This window comes from Kocuria sp. WRN011 (assembly GCF_002295155.1).
Classification (GTDB): Bacteria; Actinomycetota; Actinomycetes; order Actinomycetales; family Micrococcaceae; genus Kocuria; species Kocuria carniphila.
The window spans coordinates 149,345-169,838 of record NZ_NSGI01000003.1 but is presented as its reverse complement, the minus strand read 5'-3'; the positions used below and the strand labels follow the sequence as shown (position 1 = coordinate 169,838).

General features: G+C 64.4%; 16 protein-coding genes and 3 pseudogenes. 15 read left to right on the top strand and 4 right to left on the bottom strand.

Annotated elements, in window-relative coordinates; translation table 11 throughout:
• Window positions 1-54: 54 nt before the first annotated feature.
• Both CKW39_RS05460 and CKW39_RS05455 read right to left on the bottom strand, forming a co-directional pair.
• Entirely contained in the window at window positions 55-891 is an 837-nt protein-coding gene (locus CKW39_RS05460) for an IclR family transcriptional regulator (protein WP_095797294.1), read from the bottom strand.
• A gap of 114 nt (window positions 892-1,005) precedes the next feature.
• Window positions 1,006-1,368: a bifunctional 3-phenylpropionate/cinnamic acid dioxygenase ferredoxin subunit gene (locus tag CKW39_RS05455; RefSeq protein WP_016998341.1), complete on the bottom strand. Its 363-nt coding sequence runs from the start codon at window positions 1,366-1,368 to the stop codon at window positions 1,006-1,008.
• 346 nt (window positions 1,369-1,714) lie between these two features.
• Here CKW39_RS05455 and CKW39_RS05450 point away from each other — a divergent pair, with 346 nt between their 5' ends.
• The 11 genes and pseudogenes from CKW39_RS05450 (at window position 1,715) to CKW39_RS05405 (ending at window position 15,077) form a co-directional block, all read left to right on the top strand.
• On the top strand, window positions 1,715-2,905 hold the full coding sequence (locus CKW39_RS05450; RefSeq protein WP_095797140.1) for an NAD(P)/FAD-dependent oxidoreductase: 1,191 nt from the start codon (window positions 1,715-1,717) through the stop codon (window positions 2,903-2,905).
• Window positions 2,906-2,969: 64 nt separating this feature from the next.
• Window positions 2,970-4,112: an aromatic ring-hydroxylating dioxygenase subunit alpha gene (locus CKW39_RS05445; RefSeq protein WP_095797139.1), complete on the top strand. Its 1,143-nt coding sequence runs from the start codon at window positions 2,970-2,972 to the stop codon at window positions 4,110-4,112.
• Window positions 4,109-6,100: a BCCT family transporter gene (locus CKW39_RS05440; RefSeq protein WP_371514591.1), complete on the top strand. Its 1,992-nt coding sequence runs from the start codon at window positions 4,109-4,111 to the stop codon at window positions 6,098-6,100. The genes CKW39_RS05445 and CKW39_RS05440 overlap by 4 nt, the downstream gene beginning before the upstream one ends.
• A gap of 1 nt (window position 6,101) precedes the next feature.
• On the top strand, window positions 6,102-7,385 hold the full coding sequence (locus CKW39_RS05435) for an FAD-dependent oxidoreductase (protein WP_095797138.1): 1,284 nt from the start codon (window positions 6,102-6,104) through the stop codon (window positions 7,383-7,385).
• Between the two features lie 188 nt (window positions 7,386-7,573).
• A complete protein-coding gene (locus CKW39_RS15930) occupies window positions 7,574-8,116 on the top strand; it encodes a DUF2945 domain-containing protein (RefSeq protein ID WP_216823150.1) in 543 nt (180 codons plus the stop codon).
• A 37-nt stretch (window positions 8,117-8,153) separates the two neighbouring features.
• Window positions 8,154-8,942, top strand: a complete 789-nt coding sequence (locus CKW39_RS05425; RefSeq protein ID WP_254049290.1) for a spermidine synthase — start codon at window positions 8,154-8,156, stop codon at window positions 8,940-8,942.
• A 198-nt stretch (window positions 8,943-9,140) separates the two neighbouring features.
• Window positions 9,141-9,602, top strand: a complete 462-nt coding sequence (locus CKW39_RS05420; protein WP_095797137.1) for a DUF1772 domain-containing protein — start codon at window positions 9,141-9,143, stop codon at window positions 9,600-9,602.
• A gap of 33 nt (window positions 9,603-9,635) precedes the next feature.
• Window positions 9,636-11,018 carry an MFS transporter gene (locus CKW39_RS05415; RefSeq protein WP_095797136.1) on the top strand — a complete coding sequence of 461 codons (1,383 nt, stop codon included), beginning with the start codon at window positions 9,636-9,638 and terminating at the stop codon, window positions 11,016-11,018.
• A 108-nt stretch (window positions 11,019-11,126) separates the two neighbouring features.
• Window positions 11,127-11,882, top strand: coding sequence for a hypothetical protein (locus tag CKW39_RS05410; RefSeq protein WP_095797135.1), 756 nt, complete (start codon window positions 11,127-11,129; stop codon window positions 11,880-11,882).
• 469 nt (window positions 11,883-12,351) lie between these two features.
• Complete coding sequence (locus CKW39_RS15255) at window positions 12,352-13,011, top strand: hypothetical protein (RefSeq protein WP_143469939.1); 660 nt, start codon at window positions 12,352-12,354, stop codon at window positions 13,009-13,011.
• A 431-nt stretch (window positions 13,012-13,442) separates the two neighbouring features.
• Window positions 13,443-15,077, top strand: a pseudogene (locus CKW39_RS05405) (IS1634 family transposase).
• On the opposite strand, the pseudogene CKW39_RS05400 reads toward CKW39_RS05405, so the two are convergent.
• A pseudogene (locus tag CKW39_RS05400) lies at window positions 14,970-15,445 on the bottom strand (histone-like nucleoid-structuring protein Lsr2). The pseudogenes CKW39_RS05405 and CKW39_RS05400 sit on opposite strands and share 108 nt — an antisense overlap.
• Window positions 15,393-15,815: a transposase gene (locus tag CKW39_RS05395; RefSeq protein WP_371514610.1), complete on the bottom strand. Its 423-nt coding sequence runs from the start codon at window positions 15,813-15,815 to the stop codon at window positions 15,393-15,395. The pseudogene CKW39_RS05400 and the gene CKW39_RS05395 overlap by 53 nt, the downstream one beginning before the upstream one ends.
• 402 nt (window positions 15,816-16,217) lie before the next feature.
• On the opposite strand from CKW39_RS05395, the gene CKW39_RS15250 reads away from it, so the two are divergent.
• From CKW39_RS15250 to CKW39_RS15750, 4 genes and pseudogenes are all read left to right on the top strand, one after another.
• Entirely contained in the window at window positions 16,218-17,015 is a 798-nt protein-coding gene (locus tag CKW39_RS15250; protein ID WP_143469938.1) for a hypothetical protein, read from the top strand.
• 106 nt (window positions 17,016-17,121) lie between these two features.
• Window positions 17,122-17,790 (top strand): hypothetical protein, encoded by a 669-nt coding sequence (locus CKW39_RS05385; protein ID WP_095797133.1) that lies wholly within the window; start codon window positions 17,122-17,124, stop codon window positions 17,788-17,790.
• 264 nt (window positions 17,791-18,054) lie between these two features.
• Window positions 18,055-19,305 (top strand): annotated as a pseudogene (locus CKW39_RS15755) (ISL3 family transposase); the annotation flags it as partial.
• A 150-nt stretch (window positions 19,306-19,455) separates the two neighbouring features.
• Window positions 19,456-20,493 (top strand): aliphatic amidase, encoded by a 1,038-nt coding sequence (locus CKW39_RS15750; RefSeq protein ID WP_095797290.1) that lies wholly within the window; start codon window positions 19,456-19,458, stop codon window positions 20,491-20,493.
• Window position 20,494: the final 1 nt, after the last annotated feature.

Genomic DNA, 20,494 nt, shown 5'->3' with positions numbered 1-20,494 from the left:
TGGGAGCCGGGACGAGCGTGAGACGGGATAAGCTCCGGAGACCAGCGAGCCGGATCAGCCCTGCGGGTCGTAGCCCAGGCGTTGGCTGATGGTCAGCCCGGCGGCTTTCAGGTCCTCACTCATAGCCAGCATGATGTCCTCGGTGAAGCGGAAGGCCGGTCCGGAGATGCTGACCGCGGCCACTACGGAGCCCAGGTGGTCCCGCACGGGAACGGCAATGGCGTTGATGCCGATCTCGAGTTCCTCCAGGACAGTGGCGTAATCCTGCGCGGCGACGTCGATCAGTTGCTGTTCGAGCTGACGGCGAGAGGTGATGGTGCGCGCCGTGTAGGACTTGAGGCGGGCCTTCTTGATCAGCTCCGCGCGCTCTGCGGACGTCAGCGCCGCGAGCAGCACCTTGCCGCTCGAGGTGGCGTGCAGGGGCGTGAGGCTACCGATCCAGTCGTGGGTGCCGAGCGACGTCGGCCCAATTTCCTGGGCGACATTGACCGCTACGCCCTCCCGCAGGACGGCGAGATTGACGGTCTCGCGGTATTCGTCGGCGAGCCGCCGGACCTCGTTCTGGGCCTCGGCAACCAGGCTCAACCGAGCGGGGATGGCGTGGGCCAGACGCAGGATTCCGAAACCGAGTTCGTACTTGCCCCACTCGTGATTGGCCATCACCAGGTCGCGCGATTCCAGCGCGCTGATCAGCCGGGACGCGGTGGATTTATGGACCCCGAGCTCCTCGGCCACCTGGCCGACACTCGCGTTGCCCAACCGCCCCAGGAGTTCCAGGACGGTAATGGCCCGGTCCACGGATTGGACGCCGCCCGGAGTCACGCCGTCGCTGGCTGCCGCATCCCCCGGTGTGGAGGACGGCTGAGACGACGATTTTTCGGGGGAGGCCATGCCTGCCATCTTAGTCAGCGCGCCTTTGCGTGCCGTGAGAGGTAGCGGGCCACGCCGACCGGCTGCGAGCGATGGACGAGTGCCGAGCGAAGCCCGGCCGGGGGACCACCCGGCCTACGCGTCCTGAGTTTCGTGGCCGCTCACGGTGAGACCGGGCGGCAGGTTGGGGCGTTCGTTGGACTCCTCGACCATGATGACGCCGTCGACGACCTCCACGCGGTGTGCCCGCACGGGCAACTTGGCCGGGGGTGCATCGACCTGTCCCGTGCGTAGGTCGAACTTGGACGCGTGCAGGGGGCATTCCACTTCGCACCCTTCGACCCAGCCGTCGGCCAGGGAGGCGTCCTGGTGGGTGCAGGTGTCGTCGAGGGCGTACAACTCGCCCTCTTCGGTGTGGAACACGGCGATGGGCGGGGACGTCTCGACTCGGATGGCGTCACCGGGTTCGAGTTCGGAGAGGGGGCAGACCTTGTGCATGGGCGCGGTTCTTTCACTGGGTCCTGGATGAGGGGCCTCGAAAAAGCGGTGAGCAAAATCGCGAGTGGCGCAACTCATGTCGTAATACGCAACATTCTCCGAGCCGGTTTCAGGCAGTGTCAAGGGGTTGAGCCATCGGAAATTCGGCCTGGGCGTTAGGGAACAGCCGTGTTGTGAACAGCGTGTAACCGATCCTCCACACCCCTTGACACCCCTCCGTGACCCGCTTCACACTTAAGCGCATTACGAAGTGTGTTGCGTAATGCGCGTCGTGAGGAACATGGGTCTCGGGCGACTCCCTGGTGCAGTTCCGAGGTCCCGACCAGCTATTCGAAAGGGGTCCATCATGGAGTCCCTCGTGATTGTCGGTGCCTCGCTCGCCGGCCTCTCCGCAGCCCGAGCCGCCCGCCGCCAAGGATTCACCGGCCGCCTGGTCATCATTGGTGATGATCCGGAACGCCCCTACGACCGCCCGCCGCTCTCCAAGGAATTCCTCAGCGGCCAGTTCCAGGCGGCGGACCTGACGTTGGAAATCGACGGGGAGCAGCTCGACGCCGAATGGCTGCTCGGCGTGCGCGCCGTCTCGTTCGACCCCGTCAGCCGAGAGGTCACGCTCGAGGACGGCCGCACGGTCCGCGCGGATCTCCTGGTCATCGCCACCGGCGCCTCCGCACGACAGTTGCCGGAGCTCACGGGCCTGGACAACGTGCTGACCTTGCGCACGCTCGAGGACGCCCGCAAATTGCGGGCCCTCGTGGAACGCGGTGGGCAGCTGGTGGTTCTGGGCGCCGGATTCATTGGCGCGGAGGTCGCGTCCACGGCGCACTCCCTGGGCCTGCAGGTCACCGTGCTGGAGAAGTCGACCACCCCGCTGCGCGGACCACTCGGCGCCGAAATGGGTTCCGTGGTGGCACGGCTGCACGAGCAGGCCGGCGTGGAACTGCTGTGTGGGATCGACATTGAAGGCTTCAACACGGAGGACAATTCTGTGACTCACGTGCGCCTGGCCGACGGCCGCGTGCTTCCGGCGGACATCGTGGTGGTCGGCATCGGAGCCCAGCCCAACGTGGCCTGGCTGGAAGGCTCGGGGATCGACGTCGGCAATGGCGTGGTCTGCGACGCCGCCGGGCGCACCACCGTGCCCGGGGTCGTGGCCGTGGGCGATTGCGCGGCGTGGCTGGACACCCGCACCGGGCAGCACCGCCGGGTGGAGCACTGGGCCGGTGCGGTGGGCCGTCCGGCCGTCGCGGTGGGTGCGTTGCTCGACCACGACGACGCGTACTTGCCCGTGGAGCAGCCCTACTTCTGGTCGTGCCAGTACGGCGCGCGCCTGCAGTTCGTGGGGGACATGACCGGCTCGGACCGTGTGATCTACGAGCACGGCGGGCCCGGTGAGGAAAGCTTCCTGGCCGTCTACTACGCCGGCGATGATCCCGTGGCCGTTCTGGGCTGGAACCAGCCGAAACAGTTCACGCGCTGGCGCAAGTTCTTGGCCAAACTGGCGGTGTCCTCCGCCGAACAACGCTTGATCGCCTGAACCACAGCAAACGACACCCGATCCCCACTTCCCTCGTGTGAAGTAGTTCTGCAAGGAGGGCCCCGTGTCCACCAACATTGTTTCCGAAAGCCTCATTGCCACGTTGCCGGGCCGCACCTACACCGACCAGAACTTCTTCCGGGCGGAACAGGAGCAGATTTTCGAACGGATGTGGTTCTGCGCCGTGCGCTCCGCGGACCTGGACAAGCCCGGCGCCTACCGGACCGTGCAGGTGGGGCGGGAAAGCATCATCATCACTCGCAACCGCAAGCACGGCATTCGCGCGTTCTACAACGTATGCCGCCACCGCGGAGCCAAGCTGTGCACGGAGGACAGCGGCGAGGCCAAGCGGTCCTTCCAGTGCCCGTACCACGCGTGGACCTACGACTTTGACGGCAAGCTGATTGCCGCGCCCAACCTCACCAAAATGCCGGACATCGGCCGCGAGGAGTACGGCCTGGTGACCATCCCCGTGCGCGAGTACCTGGGATACGTGTGGGTGTGCCTGGCGGACGAGCCGCCATCGTTCGAAGAAGACGTCATGGGTGCCATCGAGGAGCGGCTGGGTGATTCCGAATCCATCCAGGCCTACGACATCGCCCATCTCTCCCTGGGGCGGCGGATCACCTACGATGTGAAGGCCAATTGGAAGCTCATCATTGAGAACTTCATGGAGTGCTATCACTGCGCCACCATCCACCCGGAGCTCACCGAGGTGCTCCCCGAGTTCGCGGATGGGCTGGCGGCCCAGTACTTCGTGGGTCACGGCGCGGAGTTCGGGGAGGACGTCAAGGGCTTCACGGTGGACGGCTCCGAGGGTCTGGACCGGATTCCAGGGGTCGACGAGGACCACGACCGGCGCTACTACGCGATCACCATCAAACCCACGGTGTTCGTGAATCTGGTGCCGGACCACGTGATCATTCACCGCATGTTCCCCCTGGCCGTGGACCACACGATCGTGGAGTGCGACTGGTTGTACCTGCCTTCGGTCGTGGAATCCGGTCAGGATGTCTCTGCCTCCGTGGAATTGTTCCACCGAGTCAACCAGCAGGATTTCGATGCATGCGAACGTTGTCAGCCCGCCATGGGGTCTAGGATCTACGCCAAGGGCGGGGTTCTCGTGCCCAGCGAGCACCACATTGGAGTCTTCCACGACTGGGTCATGGCTACAGTCGGAAGCCCTGGCAATGCGAAGGGACCATGATGAGCAGTGAACGTTCGAATCCAGGCACGTCGGATGAGCCGGGCAGTCTAGGGACAGGCACGGAGCGGACAGCGGCCAGTCCCGTGGATGACCCCACCGAGTTGCATCACGCGGAAAAGAACGAAGCGGACATCCTGGCGGCCCTCAAAGAGGGGGTGGAGCGGCGTCGTCGGCCGATCCGAGACCGGTTCGAAGGTCTCGACAAGGTGATCCTGGGCGTGACGGGCGCGATCGTCGTGGCGTTCGTGGTGTGGGGGTTCGTGGGCACGGAGAGCCTGTCGACCACCTCGACCACGGCCCTGAACTGGGTCATGGAGAACACCGGCTGGATCTTTGTTCTGTGCTCGTCCTTCTTCGTGATTTACGTGCTGTGGTTGGCGCTGGGCCGGTACGGCGCGATCCCGCTCGGTAAGGACGGCGAGCAGCCCGAGTTCCGCACCACGTCCTGGATTTCCATGATGTTTGCGTGCGGCATGGGCATCGGCCTGATGTTCTACGGCGTGGCCGAACCGCTGTTCCACTACATCTCGCCACCCCCGGCCACGGTGGACGGGCAGACCAGTGAGGCGATCGAGACGGCCATGGCCACGTCGCTGTTCCACTGGACGCTGCACCCGTGGGCGATGTACGCGGTGCTCGGTATTGCCGTCGCGTACGGCACGTTCCGGATGGGTCGCAAGAATTTGCTCTCGGAGGCGTTCGTCTCGCTCTTCGGCCGACGTGCCGTGGACGGCGTGGGCGGGAAGATCATCAACATTCTGGCGATCTTCTCCACGCTGTTCGGCTCGGCGGCCTCGCTGGGCCTGGGCGCGTTGCAGATCGGTAGCGGCCTGCAGTTCAACGGGCTGGTCGGGGAGGTTGCGACGCCCCTGCTCGTGGCGATCATTGCCGTGTTGACGTTCTGCTTTGTGGCTTCGGCGGTGTCCGGAATCGAGCGCGGTATCCAGTTCTTGGCCAATACCAACATGGTGCTCGCGGTGCTGATGGCCGTGGTGATTTTCGTGGTGGGGCCCACCCTGTTCATCCTCAACCTGATTCCCTCCGCGATCGGCTCGTACGTCCAGCAACTGCCGGACATGGCGGCCCGCACGGAGGCGGTCGGTGACGAGGCCATGCGCGAGTGGCTGTCCGGGTGGACCATTTTCTACTGGGCGTGGTGGATCTCGTGGACGCCCTTTGTGGGCATGTTCATTGCTCGCATTTCCCGCGGGCGCACCATCCGCCAATTCGTCACCGGCGTGCTGGTAGTTCCGTCGCTGGTGTCCCTGTTGTGGTTCGCGGTCTTCGGCGGCACCGCCATCAACATCCAGCACACCGCGGACGGCACCTCCGACCCCAACGACGGCATTGCCACGATGGTCGACGGCGTTCCCACCATTTCGTTCGACGGCGCCCTCTACGACATGTTCAACGGGCTCGACGCACCGCAGTTGCTCACCGCGGGCCTGGCCGTGCTGGCCATGATCCTCACGGGTATCTTCTTCGTCACCGGTGCGGATTCCGCGTCAATCGTCATGGGGTCGCTGAGCTCCCGGGGCACCCTGGAGCCGTCCCGACCCGTGGTGGTCTTCTGGGGCGTACTCATGGGCGGTGTTGCGGCCGTGATGCTCCTGGCCGGTGGCGACACCCCGGACGAGGCGCTGGGCGGGTTGCAGCGGATGACCATTGTGGCGGCGCTGCCGTTCGTGCTGGTGATGTTCGTGCTCTGTATCGCCCTGACCCGCGACCTGCGGGCAGATCCCATGTGGCTTCGCCAACGACTGTCCGATTCGGTCATGCGACGCACGATCCGCTCCGCCGTGGATGACTACGGTCACCAAAAGTTCACGCTGGTCACACGGGAGAACACCGAACCGGACACGGGACAGATCCAGGCAATCGACGCCACGGCCGCTGGGCAGCCCATCTACTCGACCCACGAGGGCCACGGGGAGACGCGACGCCGCAGACGGCGTGGCGAACGGGATGAGCCGCGCGACGGAGGCTGACATGTCTCAGGATCCGAAGCCGTCGCCCGGTACTACACGACGCACCACCTGCGCCATCGTCGGCGGTGGCCCGGCGGGCCTGGTGCTCGGCCTGCTCCTTGCCCGGGCAGGCGTGGCGGTCACGGTGCTGGAAAAACACAAGGACTTCCTCCGGGACTTCCGCGGTGACACCGTGCACCCCACCACCCTGGCCCTGCTGGAGGACCTCGGGCTGTTCGAGACTTTCAACGCCATCTCGCACTCCAAGGTCACCCACGTTGACCTGCCCCTTCCCTACGGGTCTTCCGTGCGCATGGTCGACTTCTCGCGCCTGCCCGTGCGCCACCCCTACATTGCGATGGTCCCGCAGTGGGATCTGCTCAGTCTGCTGGCCGAGGCGGCCGCCGCCGAACCCACCTTCACCCTGCTCACCGAGCACGAGGTCACCGGGGTGGTGCGCGAGAACGGGCGGGTGAGCGGCGTCGTCGTGGAATCCCAGGATGGCCCCGGCCGCGTGCTGGCCGACCTCACGATCGCGTGCGACGGTCGCTGGTCCGTGATCCGCCAGGACGTGGGCCTGCCCGCGCGTGAGATTCCCGTGGCGTTCGACGTCTGGTGGTACCGCCTCCCCGCCGCCCGCCACGCGGGCGAGTCGTTGCTGCCGCGCACCGACCACGGGCGCGTGGCCATTGGCATTCCCCGCGACGGCTACATCCAGGTCGCGCAGCTCGGGCCCAAGGGCGCCGACGACGCCGTGCGCGCCCGCGGTCTCGACGCCTTCCGGGCCGACGCCGCGGCGCTGTTCCCCGAGGCGGCGGACGGGGTGTCCGGGATCGAGTCCCCGGCCGACGTGAAGCACCTGGACGTGCGCGTGGACCGGCTGCGCCGCTGGTACGCCCCGGGTGTGCTGTGCATCGGGGATGCCGCGCACGCGATGTCGCCGGTGGGTGGCGTGGGCATCAACCTGGCCGTGCAGGATGCGGTGGCCGCGGCGCGTGTGCTGGCGCCGCTGCTGCGTGCCGGCACTTTGTCCGGGCGGTCCGAGCAGAGGGCGCTGGCCCGGATCCAGCGCCGACGCATGATGCCCACCATTGTGGTTCAGGGCCTGCAGCGGATCCTGCACGCGCGGCTGATCATGCCCGCGATCAACGGGCGGGAACTGCGGCCGCCAATGTGGTTCGTGAAGCTCGTCCAGCACGTGCCCTGGTTGAGTGTGTTCCCGGCGCTCGCGGTGGGTGTGGGGCCGCGGCCGGAGCGGGCGCCGGGGTGGGCGCGGGGGTCTCCTGATGGCCACCGCGAGGTTTAAGGTTCCGTATCACGTTTTGTGAGGCGTTATAAGGGAATAGGGAACCATAAATCGGTGGGTCGGCGGCGGGTACGCGCCGGTGACGCAGTGTCGCCCCGTGTGGTCTACTGAAGGCCCGCGGACGGGTCCGGCCGGAACGCAACCCCGGCTCGACGGTCTCCGCGGTCGATGACGAGAAAGGCGTTCACATGGCTTTAAGCAAGGGTGACCGGGTCGGGTGGAACACCGCGCAGGGCACCACGTACGGGACCGTGCAGTCCAAACACACGGAGGACCTGGAGTTCAAGGATCAGACGTTCCGGGCGGACAAGGACGATCCGGTGTACGTGGTGGAATCCGAGAAGACCGGTTCCCAGGCCGCCCATCACGAGTCCGTGCTGTCGGACGCCTCGGATGGCGACAAGGACGACGATTCAGGTCACCGCCCACCCCAGAAGGTGCAGGAGGCGGCCCAGCGCGCCGTGAAATGGATCGACGAGGGCAAGGCCGGCAAGGGTTTCACGGACACCGGTGAGCATCGCGCGCACCAGTTGGCCGACGGCCAGACCGTGGACGATGAGGTCATCAAGAAGATGCGCGCGTACTTCAAACGTCATGCGGTGGACAGCTCCGCCGAGGGCTTTCACGGCGGGGAGGATGGCTACCCGTCCCCGGGTCGTGTGGCGTGGGATGCGTGGGGTGGAGATCCCGGCCGGGACTGGGCCGAGTCCCAGAAGATCGACGGGGAGTGAGCGGGGAAGGCCCGGCTTCACCGGCTCGATGAACGGCATGCGCAGGTACCTCACGGCGGCCGGAGTGGACGCGGAGATCGCCCCGGATCAGTTCACGGACGGCGGGTGGGTGCTGTCCTTGGACGGTGCGGAGCAGTCGCACGTGAACCTCGCGCACCCGGAGGAGATTTTCTACGAGTACCTGCGGCGGGTCGGCAACGTGGTGGACGTCGTAGCACCGGCGGGCACCCCGATCATCGCGGTGCACCTGGGTGCGGGCGCCCTGACCCTGGCCCGCTACATTGCGGCCACGCGCCCCGGATCGGCGCAGGTAGCGGTGGAGGTGGCGCCGGAGCTGCCCGGTTTTGTACTCGAGGCGCTGCCGTTGCCGGCGGGGGCGGACGTGCGGATGGTCGTCGACGACGCTCGTGCGGCCCTCCCGCACGTGGCCGCACTGGGAACCGTGGACGTGGTGGCGCTCGACGTCTTCACCGGCGTTGATGCGCCCGCCCACCTCACGGAGGCCTCCTTCTACGAAGAGGCCGCGCAGCTGCTTTCCCCGGACGGGGTCATGGTGGTCAACGTGGGCGACAACGCAGGCCTCACCTTCTTCGCGGGCCAAGCCCGGGTGATGCGCTCGGTCTTCGCCGACGTGTGGTGCCTGGCCGACCGGCAGCTGCTCACCGGTCTGTACGCGGGAAATCTGATCCTGGTGGGCGGACGGCGTCCGTTGCCGCGGGAGTGGGCGGCGTACTTCGAGGCCGCGGGCCCGCATCCGGCGGGTGTGCTGGATGGGGAGGGGTTGGCGGGTCACCTGCCGGGCATGGGATGGAAGATTACGAGCTGATCGATGAGGGCAGCACTTCACACCATTCAATGGTTGTTGGCCCGGGCCATCGTGCCTCACGATCCGGATGACCTGCTCATTGCGGAGGACTCCAACCAGTGGATCTAGGGGGCCTGTCCGTGAATCGACAGCCCCGTATGTGAGGCAGACTGGAACCATGCGCGCATCAGCTACCCCTACAACCTTCACCCCACCCCGGTGAACACCTGGCTGGTCCTGGCGGCCGGAATTGGCTCCGGTGTGCTGGGCGGTTTCTACATCGCCTTTTCCCTGGTGGTGATGCCGGCGCTCCGCCTGCGGCCGCGGGATGAAGCTACCGCCACCATGGGGGCGATCAACCGCGCCGCGGCGCAGGCACCGTTCATGGTCCTGTTCTTCGGTACCGCTGTGCTGTGTGTAGCGACCGCGCTTAACGCGTTCTTCTATACGCAGCTGGCATCGGACTGGCCCTTGATCGGGGCCTTGTTGTCTCTGGCCGGAACATTCCTGACCATGGTGGTCAATGTTCCTCTCAACAACCAACTGGCGCAGGATAACGTGCGGCTGTGGCAGCGCTACGAACGCTCCTGGACACGGGCCAACCATGTGCGGGCGGTGCTTTCGGTTGCGGGGGCGGTTGTGTTGCTGATGCCGATGGGAGTTCCCCCCGACTTCTCATGAGATTTTCGCACCGAGTTCCACTACGCTCAATATGTGACCGAGAACCGAACGTCACCGGTTTCTGAGGCACGATCCGAGCCGTCGCGGCGTCGCACATTTGTGAACATCCTGGTGAACACGGCCGTGGCCAACCTGACCACGAGTTACCTGTGGTTCGCCCTGACGTTCTGGATCTACCTGGAGACCCGCAACGTGATCGCCACCGGGGTGGTCGGTGGGATATACATGCTGCTGCTCGCCCTGAGTTCCATCAGCTTCGGCACGCTGGTGGACCGGTACCGCAAGCTGGCGGTGATGCGCTTTGCCGGGCTGTTCACCCTGGTGATGTTCCTACTTGCCGGCGCGATCTTCATCCTCGCCCCGGAGGGCCAGGTCGCTCGGTTGGACGGCCCGTGGTTCTGGGGGTTTGCCGCCGTGACCCTCATCGGGGCCGTGGTGGAGAACATGCGCAACATTGCCCTGTCCACCACAGTGACCATCCTCGTGGATCCGGACCGGCGCGCCAACGCCAACGGACTGGTGGGGATGGTCCAGGGGATCGCCTTCATGGTCACCTCGGTGCTCTCGGGGCTGTCCATCGGCTTGCTGGGGATGGGCGTCACGGTGGTCATTGCCGTGGCACTCACCGCCCTGGCCTTTGGGCACCTGCTCACGGTGAGGATGCCCGAGGAGGCCGTGCCGGCGCCGTCGGACGCCCACGGCGGGTTCGACCTGGCCGGTTCCTGGCGCGCGGTCATGGCGGTGGCCGGGCTGTTCGCCCTGATCATCTTCAGCACCTTCAACAACTTCATCGGAGGCGCCTACATTGCCCTGATGGATCCCTACGGGCTGGAGCTGTTTTCCGTGGAGATGTGGGGTGTCCTGTTCGCCATCGCGTCCACCGGGTTCATCGTGGGCGGCGCGGTGATCGGGAAGGTGGGGTTGGGCAGCAACCCCCTGCGCACCATGCTGCTGGTGGTGATGGTCCTGGGTCTGCTGGGTGCCCTGTTCACGATCCGGGAGTGGGGGTGGCTGTACATCGCAGGCATATGGCTGTACATGGCGCTGTTCCCCGCCGTGGAGGCGGCCGAGCAGACCGTCATCCAGCGCGTGGTGCCCCTGGCCCGGCAGGGCCGGGTGTTCGGGTTCGCTATGGCCTTCGAGTCCTCGGCCGCGCCCGTTACCGCCTTCGTGGTGGCGCCGCTGGCGGAGTTCTGGATCATCCCCTATGCCCGCAGCAACGCCGGGGCCGCGGCTCTGGAACCGCTGCTGGGAGAAGGCGCCGCCCGGGGAATCGCGCTCGTCTTCCTGTGCGCCGGCGCGTTGATGATCCTGGCTGCGGCCCTGGCCTTCCTTACCCCTGTGTACCGCCGTGTTTCCGCCGAGTATGCCCGCGCGGCCGCCGAGGATCGAGCAGCGGCGGGGGGAGCGGGGTGAGGTGCCGGGGATGAGTGACGGCGCAGGAGATGAGCCCTTGAACTCGCCGCACTGATATCAGGCGGTGAGGGCTGTTCGGACGGGGAGGCGCGTGTTCTACTCGTTCCCATGAACGTCGATCCCCTGCCCATCGCCCCCAGCGCCGAGGACTTCCGTGCGCTGTCCCGCAGTTCCCCGTGGCGTTTCACCACGCTGCACTTCACCCACAGGCGCCAGCGGGCCGGCGGTAGCGCCCCGGACGGGAAACCGGTCGAGGGCTGGCTCGACCGCAGCGTCGGACGGGTGACCGTGCGGACCCCCCGGGGTCTCGAGGTGAACGACGGCGTGCCCTACAGCACCAGTTCGGTTCTCATGGTCGAGAGCGCGACGGCGCCTCCTTATACGTCTGAGCCGCCAGCGGAGCTGGTGCTGCGTCCGGACGGTCTGGTCGCCCGGCGTCCCGAGGGGTGGCACATCGAGCACGGTGACCCCATGTGGCAGGACTACTTGTGGACGGCAATGCTCGATCCCCTCGAAGTCAGTTATGGCGTGGAAATCCATGATGTCGAGGCCACCACGGTCCGTGGCCGTCCAACCTGGGCCGCCACGTGCCGGCCTCTAACCGGCGAAGGTGAGGAGTGGGAGAGCGGCTACGACCCGCGGTGCGGCTGCTGCCCGCTTCTGGACAGTGCGGTCAGCCGGTTGGTGGAGTACGGGCCCCAGGACCCGACCCTGAGCGACAGCGAACTCCCCACGACCTACCGCGTCCATCTGGACGTGCAGACGGGCATCGTCGTGGACATCGCCCCGCTGGACGGTACGGGCGGCACCAGCCTGACCAACGAGATCCATGGGGTTGATAAGCGGTTGAGTGTGGGGCTTTGAGGTTCATCAGTGGGGTAGAGGATTCCAGCAAGTGCCGTTACGGTCCGAGCCGCGTTGTCACTGGGCGACTGGTGTTCGCCGCACTAAAAAGTAGAGTTTGGTGAGGAAACTGAATGACCTGTTGCTTTATGTCAATGACGCCAAGAGGATCGATTCGTTGCCTTGGCTAGACGTATGAGCACATGAAGTTGTCTACTCGGTCGTGAATACGGTCGCATAAACCCGGCACGTCGGCGAATACATCGGCCAGGAGTGGACGCGATAGGGAGGTGGTGAGGCAAAATGGCAAGGTGGGCGCGAGGATGGGTGTATGAACAGCTCCATCATCACGACGTGTCTCACACCGTGTTGTAACAACACGCGTCTCATCAGCCATACAAACCCGCAGGTCAACGCGCCTTCAACGGACTTTGCCGACCCTTGCGGGCGTAGGGTATGTGCAAGTTTTGGTCGAAGGGGATGATATTTCATGGAGTCATTGGCGGCAATTCTCGTCGCGTTTTTCGGATCCAGCGTTGTGGCCACGATAGTAGGTGCGCTGGTGGCTTGGCGGTCTTCCTTGAAGGGTGAGTCTCAATTTAATTCATGGAATAAACAAATTCGAGAAATTATTTATCTGGAAAGGCAAGCGACTGACGAGGAGGTTAGGTCAAGTAATATTGCTAAAGGTTGGCTGGTGGCAGCGCAGGCGGAGACAATCGCAAACATATCCAAACGTATAGTACGGTCACAGCCATTCACTGAAGCTATGTTTTTGATTTTGGGAAGTGCTTCCATTGTGGGGGGATTGTTTGCTTTAGCCATGTCAGATGGGGGGGACTCGTGGGGTATGATTGCTGTCTTTTGGCTGGTTGGAGCACTATTGATTGTATTATTTGCAATCACAGACCTGACAATCTCGAAAGCGAGAGACCAAATCACATCTGCTCTATATGACAGCGTCTACCACCGCGACATCTCGGAAGTAGATTATACCGAAGATGAGCAATCGTTTAATGGATTGGAGCTTGGCAAGTTTAGATCCCAGCTTCTTGGCCCGGGTGTGGCAAATAATGCAAATCGACTGATTCACGAGCTGAGAAACAAGAATTTAAGAGAAGAAACGGAAAATCCGGCGAACCATTCATGATATTTGGTTTGGCGGATTGGTGTTTCATGCCGATGGGCCGCCCCGCTCAATCGGACCCCCCCACGTCGCGACGGTCCCCAAGTCAGTCTGCGTCGATAGACTGACCCTAGCGCGCCCCTACCCCCTCGGGGACCTCCGTGACCGACCAAATGCTCGATCGCCCCGGGCGCCATCGTTGTTGTCGTGGACGAGCAGTGGTTGGTGTCCTCCGTCGATCACACGGCTGACGGCGAGTCGCTCCGGGTCAGGGGAATCAGTGAGCTGGTTGAAGGAACCACCGCGCAGTTCTACACGAGCATCGATAAGGTCGCCACGTCAGACCCGACTTGGCTCAAGCGGCGAGTTTTCAGGTAGGGGCATCGCTGTGACGTGGGGTGATGGGTTCCTGGGGGTTGTTTTCGCGCACTAATACGGTGTTCTACAGTCTTGGTGTGGCATTTATCAGGCGGGTGAGAACGGCCTCGGGGGCCACCGCGGTGCAGATCGCCCAGTGTTCCGGGCCTCGCCAGCGGATCCTGAAGCATCTGGGCTCAGCCCATACGGAGGCGCAGCTGGGTGTGTTGCTGGACCAAGCCCGCCGGCTGCTGGAGCATCCCGCTCAGACGACACTGAAGCTGGGAGTGGAGCCAACGCCGCAGGTGGTACCGCTGCTGGGCGTTGCCGGTGAGCCGGGATTGTTCGAAGCGGGCCAGCCGGGCCCGCAGGTGGTCAGGGACCGGCCCGGGGCGGTGGCGGCCACCGATTCTTGAGTGCTGTTCCACGCCTTGGCGCAGCTGTTCACCCACCTCGGTTTCGGCGCGGTCGGTAATGAGGTGTTCCGGGATCTGGTGATTGCGCGGGTCGTGGAACCGACCTCGCTGCTAGACACCGCCCGGGTGCTGCAGGATTTGGGTCAGGTCCCGGCCAGCTACTTGACGATGAAACGCACCCTGACCCGTGCTGCGGCCGATCAGTACCGGCAGACGATCGCCACGGCCTGCTTCGACCACGCCGTGGCCGGCGGGGTCATGAGCCTGGTTCTCTATGACGTGACGACCTTGTACTTTGAGGCCGAGAAGGAAGACGGGCTGCGGAAGGTCGGCTACTCCAAGGAACGGCGGGTGGACCCTCAGATCGTGGTGGGGCTGCTGGTGAACCGCACCGGCATCCCTCTGGAGGTTGGGTGTTTCGAGGGCAACAAAGCCGAGACCACCACGATCGTCCCGATCATCAAGGCCTTCCAGGCCCGGCACGGGGTGGCCGACATGGCTGTCATCGCCGACGCCGGTATGCTCTCGGCGGCCAACCTGCGTGAGCTCGAGGAGGCGGGCCTGCGGTTCATCGTCGGCTCCCGGGCGAGGAAAGCTCCGATTGACCTCGCCTCCCACTTCCGCTGGCACGGAAACGCCTTCGAAGACGGGCACGTCATCGACACCATCACCCCGCGCATTGGGCGCACGAGCGAGAAGAACCAGCTGCTGCGCGCCGAACCTGTGTGAGACCCTGCCCAGCTCCCGGGCTCGTGGCGGGCGGTATGGGCCCACTCCCGCAAACGCGCCGTCCGTGACAGCGCGACGCTCACGGCCCAGGAGAACCGGGCTCGCGCCGTTGTCGCCGGGGAACAAGCCGCACGGACCCCCAGGTTCGCGAAGACCACCCACGGGGCGCGCGCCCAGGACGAGGCCTCACTGGCCCGAGCCCGGCAGCTGGTCGGGCTCAAGGACTACGTCACCAACATCCCCGCCCACATCATGGGCCCCGGTGAGGTGATCAGCTCCTACCACGAGTTGTGGCACGTCGAGCAGTCCTTCCGGATGTCCAAGACCGATCTGCGGGCCAGGCCCATGTTCCACCGCACCCGGGATGCGATCGAGGCGCACCTGACCATCGTCTTCACCGCCCTGGCCCTCTCCCGCACCGTGCAGGACCGCACCGGGCTGGCCATCCGCAACGTGATCCGACAGCTGCGGCCGCTGCGCTCAGCGACCATCGCGATCAACGGCACGACCCAGACCTTCGCCCCGGCCATCCCCGCCGATCAGCAGGCCGTCCTCGACGCCATCCACGGCGCGGAACTCACGCACTAAACGAATGAGCCAACTCAGGTCAGAGACCTGGTGGTCGTGGGCCTTGGCCCAGGCTCGGATCGCGGCGGTCTCCCTCGCAGAGCTGGGGGTGCCGGCGGCCCGCTTGTGCTGCCCAGTCGTGCCGGTGGGGGCTTTGCGGGCTGCCGCCACGAACGGGCGCGCAGCCGCTCGTTGTTGGGCTTGGAGAGGTCGCTCTCGTAGTCCTTGCCGTCCAGGGCGGAAGTGAGGCTGTGCTCGGCTGGGCCACCATCGAGGTCGTCCTCAAGGTGGACTTCAACTTTTTGGGGGCTCTTCGTACCTGCGGTGGGGGTCAGGTCAGTCGGTGAGTCCGCCGCCGATGAGGAGCATCCGCAGCCGGTAGTTCTCACGGTTGCGGAAGCCGCGAGCGATGCGTCGGTGCAGTTCGATGAGCCCGTTGATCGCCTCGGTGCCGCCGTTGTTGGCGCCGCCGTTGTTGGCGCCGCCGGTGTCGAAGTAGCCGAAGAACTCGCTGCGCCACTTTCTGATGTCCCGCCCCAGACGGGCGATCTCTGGGACGGGGCAGGTGTGGAACGAGTTCAGGACCTTCTCGGCGATGGCCCGCCCGGTGGCCGGGGTGGGTTGGTGGTACACGGATCGCAGCTGCTGGGCGCACAGCCAGGCGACCTCGACCGCGACATGGCGGTCGGCGGCGGCGAAGGCGCTCTCCAGGCGGGCTCTTTGTCGGTCGGTGAGGTTCTCCGCTCCGGTGCGCCGGATGTTCCGGACCCGGTAGAGCGGGTCCCCGGCCGGGGCCGGGGCGACTCCACGGTCAACGTCAGCCCCACCTCATCACGCCCCACGGCGATCACATGCAGCCCGTCGAGACCGACGAGCAGGTCGCAGTTGTCGCAATACGGGGCGGAGATGCTCGTGCGCGCACGGCAGCACAGCGTAGGCTCGGACACAGTCGAGGCCTTCCGATCGGTCAGCTCGGTCGCTTCCGATCCTGGAGGCCCCGACCCCGACCTCACCCCCCCCGTGCCCCGGCGTGTCATCGACCCCCGCCGCAGGTACGAAGAGCCATGCGGGCTCAACTTCCCGCGCCTGATCCTGGGCTACCGGGTGTCCTCACTTGGACCAAATTGTTCCCTCCCCCTCCCCCGTAGAAAGCAGGCCAGTATGTACGTGTTCGAATTGGTGCAGCCAGGGTGCTGGCTTAGGGGCATTACCGATGATCAGGTGCGTCGTGATGTTGAGTCATTACTCCATCTGCTCGTCACTTGCGTGGAGGATGCAACCCTGGCGCTCAATATGTTTGAGAACAGCAGAGACAGAGCCTATGAATCAGCAGAAGATCGATCGTCTTCCTGGGAGAGTGACAGAGTTCGTGAACGGGCTGTCGAGGAAGAGCTATTACGTCAACTACCCCACGATCTGACGCCTGAATCTCGGTTCCAGCAGATGGATGACATACGCGAATCAGCGCGGAGAGAAGCTAAGCGGATGAAATGGAGAGAAGGTCATCTGCCACAGGGATATCAAGACCGGATCCCCTTCATTCACGCGAAGTCCTGTGTGTATGCGTTAGATACGCTGCAGAAGACGCTCCGTCTGCTAACAAAAGTGCCGGATGTGCCGATTGACATTGCGGAAGTGTTGAAAGAATTCGAATTGGCTTTTCCTGATCTCGTGCAGGCTCGAGATTCGTCCCATCACGCAGAAGATCGCGTGCAAGGCAAGCGGCGCAAGGACAGGATCGAATTAAAACCTCTTGCGAACAAAGCCATTCATGCGCCGGGCGGCGGTGTGCTCGTGGTCGACATGCTGAACGACAATCGCTACGGAGGAACGCTTGGTGACGGGTCCTACGGTGAGGTTGATGTGAGCCCTCAAACAGTATCGACAGCGCAACAGTGCGTGCAGCGTGCCCTGAACGCATTTGATTGGCACGGTCCTGCGATGCACATGCCGCGGTGAAATCAGGTTATCAGCATTACTGCTATCACCATGACATGGGTTTTAATTCGCCACATCAGAAAGCACCGGATTACGGACGAGCGTCCGGCAGTGTAACCATAGGGTCATGGTTGAGATTACTGCCGCTGATCTGGCGCGAACTTTGAAGGCCGCAGCATCATCGTTCGCCCCTGGGGAACTTGCCTACTTGGCGTTGACGTCGAAAGTGGAACTGCCGCTGCGCGACCGCCTTGCCTGGGGTCTGTCTACGAGCAGGCCCGACTTGGTGGTCGCTCGCGAATGGCATCGTAAAGGGAAACGCATCGACCTGGCACTTCTCAACTCGGAGGCTACACCGATTGCATTGGTGGAAGTCAAAGCCCTGTACTCATTCGACGTAGTTACCCAGGACCGTGCCAACGTCCGCAAGTACACCCGCATGGTCGAAGCCGATATGGCGAAGGCCTTCAAACTTCTCGATGGACACTCGGCCCCGGTCTTCGCACTCGTCCTGATCACACATCCAATGGGTGTACCCCCGGACTTCGGCGGCGTGATCAAGTACCGCCCTGGCATCAAAACTGCTCTCACCCGTGCCACTCAGGAGGAAATTCGGACCGGCGCAAAGGAAACTCTTTCATCGGCATTGGAGCCGATGGGGCCGGCCGTTTACGGCTCATTGATGGCGGGGAAGGCCTTCGGCGTGGAGGTGATTGTCGATTACTGGATTGTTGGTCCAGCAGTTGATCAGCAAGACGAACCCGTACCCGCCTCCTTCAGCGGACAACCGCATTAATGGCCAGAGCAGGCGACTTCGGAATCCAACAGCCGGAGATTTTCTCATAGGACGTCTCGCATCCTTGTGCCTTTTCTATGCCTCTAAAATTTGATACTCAGCGTTAGTTGCGAGACAGAGGAGTAGACATGGGGAAGCTAATTGGGCTCATCACAAAGCAGGGTGTAGCGGTGTCTTGAGCTGTGCGGCGCGTCGGTACGTGGATGGGGGTCGAGGCCTCCCGAAGATGGAAGTTCTCACACTGCCCATCCGGAAGACCTCGACGTGCCCCACGCTACCTTCGTTAGCCCTGACCTGACCACGTTCACCCGCCTCGATGAGCTCGGCCTCGAGGTCATCGGCCAGCATGTGGAGCCGAACCAGGCGGTACTGGCCTGCCGGGTCGCCAATCCCGACCCGTGGTGCCGACGGTGCGGCTGTGAGGGAACCCCGCGCGGCAGCGTGGTTCGCCGGTTGGCGCACGAGCCGTTCGGTTGGCGACCCACCGTCCTGCTGATCACGGTGCGCCGCTACCGGTGTTCCGAGTGCGGGCACGTGTGGCGCCAGGACATGAGCAAGGCCGCCGAACCGCGATCCAAGCTGTCCCGGCGGGCGCTGCGCTGGGCGCTGGAAGCACTCGTGGTCGACCACCTCACCATCGCCCGGATCGCCGAAGGCTTGGCCGTGTCGTGGAACACCGCCAACGACGCCGTCCTGGCCGAAGGCCGGCGGGTCCTGATTGATGACCCGAAGCGGTTCGACGGCGTGCGCGTGCTCGGCGTCGACGAGCACGTCTGGCGCCACACTCGCCGCGGCGACAGATACGTCACCGTGATCATCGACCTCACTCCGATCAGGGACAACACCGGCCCGGCACGCTTGTTGGACATGGTCGAGGGCCGCTCCAAGCAAGCATTCAAGACCTGGCTCGCTGCCCGTCCCAAGCAGTGGCGGGCCGGGGTGGAGGTCGTCGCGATGGACGGCTTCACCGGGTTCAAGACCGCCACCACCGAAGAGTTGCCCGATGCCACTGCTGTGATGGATCCATTCCACGTGATCCGCCTCGCCGGGGATGCCCTCGACCAATGCCGCAGGCGGGTCCAGCAAGACCTCCACGGCCACCGCGGGCGTGCCACCGACCCGCTCTACCGGGCCCGCCGCACCCTCCACACCGGTCTGGACCTGCTCACCGCCCGACAGAAGACCCGCCTAGAGACCCTGTTCGCCGGCGATGACCACGTCGAGGTCGAGACCACCTGGGGCATCTACCAGAAGATGATCGCTGCCTACCGGGAACCCGACCGGGCCACGGGACGCATCCGCATGCAGGCCGTCATCGACGCCGTCGGCAGCGGTGTCCCCGCCGCCCTGAAGGAGGTTATCGTGCTGGGCCGCACCCTGAACAAGCGGGCCGCTGACATCCTCGCCTACTTCGACCGGCCCGGCACCTCGAATGGTCCCACCGAGGCCCTGAACGGTCGGCTCGAACACCTCCGCGGCTCAGCCCTCGGCTTCCGCAACCTCGTCCACTACTTACATATTCGTAATGAAATTTACGTCTGTGTAACCGTTTTTTACTGCTCGGAAACGTTGCCGACACCGAGCGGCATCACGGTCCGATTACTTTCAAATGGAAGCAATTCGCGGGCGGAATTTTCCGCCCATGCTCACTTCGAAAGGATCGTCATGCGTCACGGAGACATCACCTCGAGCCCGGACACCGTCGGCGTTGCCGTCGTCAACGCCCAGATCCCGCGCCTGCATACCAAGGCGGAGGTCATCGAAAACGCCAAGAAGATCGCCGAGATGGTCGTGGGCATCAAGCGTGGTCTGCCAGGCCTCGACCTGATTGTGTTCCCGGAGTACTCCACCCAGGGAATCATGTACGACTCTGAGGAGATGTACGCGACTGCCTCCACGATCCCCGGCGAGGAGACGGATATTTTCGCCGCCGCCTGTCGGGAGGCCAAGACCTGGGGGGTCTTCTCCATCACGGGAGAGCGGCACGAAGACCACCCCAACAAGCCGCCCTACAACACGCTGGTTCTGATGAACGACCAGGGCGAGATCGTGCAGAAGTACCGCAAGGTCCTGCCCTGGAACCCGATCGAGGGCTGGTACCCCGGTGACACCACCTACGTCACCGAGGGCCCCAAAGGGCTGAAGGTGTCGCTGATCGTGTGCGACGACGGGAACTACCCGGAGATCTGGCGTGACTGCGCCATGAAGGGCGCAGAACTCATCGTCCGCTGCCAGGGATACATGTACCCGGCCAAGGACCAGCAGGTGCTGATGTCCAAGGCCATGGCCTGGGCCAACAACTGCTACGTCGCCGTGGCCAACTGCGCCGGCTTCGACGGGGTGTACACCTACTTCGGGCACTCCTCGATCATCGGTTTCGACGGGCGCACCCTGGGAGAAACCGGCGAGGAGGTCAACGGCATCCAGTACGCCCAGCTCTCGGTTCCGGAAATCCGGGACGCACGAGCCAACGACCAGGCGCAAAACCACCTGTTCAAGCTCCTGCATCGCGGCTACACCGGGGTGTGGAACGCCGGAGACGGAGACAAGGGCATCGCCGATTGCCCCTTCGACTTCTACAAGACTTGGGTCACTGACGCGCAGAAGGCCCAGGAACAGGTCGAGGCGATCACCCGCGACACCATCGGGGTCGCCGACTGCCCGGTCTACGACCTGCCCTACGAGAAGGTCCTTGAGGCGTAGG

What these genes read in the sequence shown, in the direction of transcription:
- CKW39_RS05435 (WP_095797138.1), top strand. Translation starts at nt 6,102, where the DNA reads ATGTCTCAGGATCCGAAGCCGTCGCCCGGTACTACACGACGCACCACC.
- CKW39_RS05385 (WP_095797133.1), top strand. Translation starts at nt 17,122, where the DNA reads ATGGTTGAGATTACTGCCGCTGATCTGGCGCGAACTTTGAAGGCCGCA.
- CKW39_RS05440 (WP_371514591.1), top strand. Translation starts at nt 4,109, where the DNA reads ATGATGAGCAGTGAACGTTCGAATCCAGGCACGTCGGATGAGCCGGGC.
- CKW39_RS05425 (WP_254049290.1), top strand. Translation starts at nt 8,154, where the DNA reads ATGCGCAGGTACCTCACGGCGGCCGGAGTGGACGCGGAGATCGCCCCG.
- CKW39_RS05460 (WP_095797294.1), bottom strand. Translation starts at nt 891, where the DNA reads ATGGCCTCCCCCGAAAAATCGTCGTCTCAGCCGTCCTCCACACCGGGG.
- CKW39_RS15255 (WP_143469939.1), top strand. Translation starts at nt 12,352, where the DNA reads ATGGAGTCATTGGCGGCAATTCTCGTCGCGTTTTTCGGATCCAGCGTT.
- CKW39_RS05410 (WP_095797135.1), top strand. Translation starts at nt 11,127, where the DNA reads ATGAACGTCGATCCCCTGCCCATCGCCCCCAGCGCCGAGGACTTCCGT.
- CKW39_RS05450 (WP_095797140.1), top strand. Translation starts at nt 1,715, where the DNA reads ATGGAGTCCCTCGTGATTGTCGGTGCCTCGCTCGCCGGCCTCTCCGCA.
- CKW39_RS15250 (WP_143469938.1), top strand. Translation starts at nt 16,218, where the DNA reads ATGTACGTGTTCGAATTGGTGCAGCCAGGGTGCTGGCTTAGGGGCATT.
- CKW39_RS15930 (WP_216823150.1), top strand. Translation starts at nt 7,574, where the DNA reads ATGGCTTTAAGCAAGGGTGACCGGGTCGGGTGGAACACCGCGCAGGGC.
- CKW39_RS15750 (WP_095797290.1), top strand. Translation starts at nt 19,456, where the DNA reads ATGCGTCACGGAGACATCACCTCGAGCCCGGACACCGTCGGCGTTGCC.
- CKW39_RS05455 (WP_016998341.1), bottom strand. Translation starts at nt 1,368, where the DNA reads ATGCACAAGGTCTGCCCCCTCTCCGAACTCGAACCCGGTGACGCCATC.